Source organism: Chamaesiphon sp. OTE_75_metabat_556 (assembly GCF_031378165.1).
Lineage (GTDB): Bacteria > Cyanobacteriota > Cyanobacteriia > Cyanobacteriales > Chamaesiphonaceae > Chamaesiphon.
The window spans coordinates 1-3,791 of sequence record NZ_JANNDR010000147.1; the positions used below are offsets into that span (position 1 = coordinate 1).

The 3,791-nt window shown below is 44.5% G+C and carries 3 protein-coding genes; all 3 read right to left on the minus strand.

Annotated features, from left to right (window positions below; translation table 11 throughout):
• Positions 1–2,312 (minus strand): serine/threonine-protein kinase PknK (locus tag RMO27_RS06335; RefSeq protein WP_309730657.1); only part of this gene is annotated, 2,312 nt, incomplete at its 3' end.
• Between the two features lie 335 nt (positions 2,313–2,647).
• Positions 2,648–2,827 (minus strand): hypothetical protein, encoded by a 180-nt coding sequence (locus RMO27_RS06340; protein WP_309730660.1) that lies wholly within the window; start codon positions 2,825–2,827, stop codon positions 2,648–2,650.
• Between the two features lie 247 nt (positions 2,828–3,074).
• The gene (locus RMO27_RS06345; protein WP_309730663.1) at positions 3,075–3,713 is read right to left on the minus strand and encodes a Uma2 family endonuclease; all 639 of its coding nucleotides are present in this window, start codon (positions 3,711–3,713) and stop codon (positions 3,075–3,077) included.
• Between the last annotated feature and the right edge of the window lie 78 nt (positions 3,714–3,791).

Here is a 3,791-nt window from a genome sequence, read left to right on the forward strand (position 1 = left end):
GATTTCTGTCCTGCAATCAAATTTAACTTGGCTATTTCATCTCGCTTCTGTTGATTCGTGACTAAGTTACGACCTAGATTAAGTTGATCGACTAGCTCAAACAAGTTATTTGAGCTGGTTTCAGGATCGTTACTTTTTAGCAAGAGATAACCAATTTGCAAGTGAACAGCTTGTAGTTGTTCCTCCTCAATTAAGGTATAGGCAGCTTGTTGCACGCGATCGTGTGAGAACTTGTACTCTTGAATTAATAAGTCCTCATCTAATTCAGATAAGGGTTGAATTAATCCAGCTTCGATTGCTACTTGTAAATCCAGGAAAACTGTTTGAGGAGAACTGTCGCCAACGATCGATAATGTATCTAGATTAAAATTAGCCCCGATACAAGCTGCTAATCGCAGCATTTGTTGTGTAGCCTCTGGCAGCTTTTTTAACTGAAACAGCATCAATTCCACCACATTATCGGTGATATTTTGAGCTTGAATTTGAGTAATATTCCACTGCCACCCTTCTTTACTTCCCCCCTTACCAAAAGAGGATTGAGATGGCTCAAAAGTCAATAAATTTTCGCCATACAGCAATCTCAAAAATTCATTGACAAAAAAAGGATTGCCCTCAGTTTTACGCAGTACTAATTCAGCTAGAGAACGAACGGTGTCAGTATGTTGGTGTAGCATCTCGGCAATCCACTGACTCAACGGCTCCAGTGTTAAGGGTGCTAGTACGATCTCCTGAATCACTACCCCCTGTTGTCGCAGTCTTTCTAGTGTTAATACCAATGGATAGGTATGAGTGACTTCATTATCTCGATAGGCTCCAATTAAAAACAGGGATTGGGCTTGCTCATCCAGCAGCATCAGCTCGATTAAATTAAGGGTTGCTGAGTCAATCCACTGTAGATCGTCTAAGAAGATCGTCAGAGGATGTTCCTTGGCGCAAAACACCCGTAAAAACTGCCCAAAAACTCGATGAAAGCGGTTTTGCGCTTCAGTAGCTCCAACGTATGCTACAGGCGGCTGCTTGCCCACGATCGATTCAACTTCAGGGATGATATCAATGATGATTTGTCCGTTACTACCCAAAGCTGCGAGTAGTCGATCTCGCCATTGCTGTACTCGATCGTTTGGTTCGCCAAGCAGTTGTTGCACCAATTTTTTGAGAGCATCCGCGATCGCACTGTAGGGAATATTGCACCCAAATTGGTCGAATTTACCCGCTATAAAATAGCCACGCTTTGCCGTAATGGGTTGGTAGAGTTCTTGCACTAACGCTGATTTGCCAATACCAGCATAGCCAGACACCAGCATCATTTCCACTTTGAATCTTGGTTCTGAATTGTTGTCGGCTGGACACACTACGCGGTCAAAAGCTTTCAGTAACAGGGCAACTTCTTTATCCCGTCCATACAATTTTTGCGGGATTTGAAATCGATCGACAACATCTTGAAGTGCTAATTGAATCCGATCGATACGACCGATTTCTGCTAATTGGCGAGCGCAATATTCTAAATCTGCTTTAATCCCCCAACCACTCTGATAGCGATCCTCCGCATTTTTCGCCATCAGTTTCAGCACGATCTCGGAAATAGGTTCGGGGATCGCTGCATTCAGTTCGTGCGGCGACACAGGTTGTTTGGCAATATGACAATGGACTAGCTCCAGCAGATCTGTGGTGGGAAACGGCAGATGTCCGGTTAGCAGTTCGTAAAACGTGACACCGAGCGAGTAAAAATCGGTACGATAATCGATCGATCGGTTCATCCGCCCTGTTTGCTCTGGAGACAGGTAGGCAAGTGTCCCTTCTAAAACATGAGGGCTTTTGAACGTCGGATTCGTGCGATTAAATTGGGTAGCAATCCCGAAGTCGATAATTTTGACAACGCCAGTATTCTGATTGAGGACGATGTTGCTAGGGTTGATGTCCTTATGAATGATATTGGCTGCATGAATTCTGCCCAGAATGTCTGTGAGTTTTATCGCAAGACCGAGAAAAGTGGCTAAGGGCATGGGGCAGAAAGTCTCTGGGTGCGATACCATCCACCGCTCTAAGGACTCTCCCCAAAAGTCTTCTAAAAGAATGACGAGCGTGCGTTGATAGTCCTGCTGGCGATATGCCTTGACGACTCCTTCCAGGTTGAGAGAGTGGGAGATCTGATATTCTTGTCGGTAGCGAGTCAGTTCTTGAGGAGAGGGATAATCTTGCTTGAGCATCTTGATGACGATCGCTAGCCTATCGTCTGTAATGCCCCGATACACCAGAGAATTCGCACTTTCGTAAATCTTGTCTTGAATGGTAATACCAGCTAGAGCAATCATCGAACCTCTCTGGATAAGTATGAGGTGGCATATCTCAAACTATATTTTAGCTCTACCAGAAGAATCGGTATAAAGCCTCTCCCTTCAGAGGTAAATTAGACAGGGATTATTCATTATTTCAATCCTCCTCCTTCGCACCACTTTCTTGCTGAGTCGATGTTGAGCTGTTGTCCACAGAGCTGGATGTTCTGGGTGTCGATACTGAACGCAGCATGTGAATCGGTTTGGGGTGTATGACCTTAATCTCGTTGGCGTAGCCTGCCTTCGGCAATCGTTCTCCACCGCCGATCGACTACGATGTGCAAGTAATCCAAGATATCGAGCCAGAAATTCAGCTACCGTAAGGCTATGATACTGCCATCAGGTTGACTGGCCAAGGCTGTTACTGTGTTGATAGGAGCAAACGTGAGGCTACTCAGTAAAACCTGGCCATTTGTACCAAAACTACTGTCGATCGAGCCATCTACATTGTATCTGGCTAAAGAATTTTGGTCGGCAACAATTAATTTTGCCATTTGGCTGCACTAAGCCCATTTTAGGAAGAGACGTATTGGCCAAATTCACGGCACCAAATTGAGGAATGATATCGCCAGCAGTCATAAAGTTTTTATCCTAATAGGCGCAAGTACTATAAATACTAGATTTTAGTCCAAAACGCATTCATAAGCGATGGCATCCCTTGGAATTATGAAGATTAGCTCCGGTACATCCATTACAACTTGGGGCTTTCAGCTTTTTGGGAGTTGGAATTGCTGTGATTCTTTAATCGATCGCGTCTGGGTCTATTCCCAGTTTCTGCATTTTCTCCAATAACTCACTAACTCTCTGCTCAGCAACAACCCTTGCCGCTAGCTCACTTTCAGCCCGCTGAGCTTCAGCATCTGCCCGCTGAGCCTCACTTTCAGCCCTCTGACTCTCAAGCTTGGCCTTCTGAGCTTCAGCATCTGCTCTTCTGGCCTGCATCTCCGCTCTTTCCACTGGAGTAGGATATCTCACATCATTCTCATCGTACCAATAAAGCCATTCCCGCTCAGTACTACCATAAACTTGTTTCTCTGCTCCGATCGCTAGACCAATTTCAGGCATCCAATATGGTTGCTGGCCAGCACTTTGCAACACATACTTACCCTCAATCAACTTGTACAGTTGAAACTTGGCTTTTCTTTTCAACAGAGGGGAATAAACTAAATAGTACAAAATTCCCACTGATTGATATATCTCGAACTTCTTAGTTTTCTCCCCTCCAGCGCTTTTAGATACTATCTCCACTGCAAACTGCGGGATTACTTTCTCCTGCCACAACACAAAACTAGACCGCAGATTATCACTCGGTGCATCAGCAGCAATTCCAAATTCAAAAAAATCAGGAGGAGTTGGTGGCTTGCTTAGGTGTAAAGCCATCAAGCATGAAGTCAATCAGTGATTGCCAGTCCTCAAAGAGCAGATATTTGGTCAGGCTTACAATATCTTGAAAAAATC

Excerpts from the sequence above, each read along its gene's own strand:
- RMO27_RS06340 (WP_309730660.1), bottom strand. The coding sequence starts at position 2,827 with ATGGCAAAATTAATTGTTGCCGACCAAAATTCTTTAGCCAGATACAAT.
- RMO27_RS06345 (WP_309730663.1), bottom strand. The coding sequence starts at position 3,713 with ATGGCTTTACACCTAAGCAAGCCACCAACTCCTCCTGATTTTTTTGAA.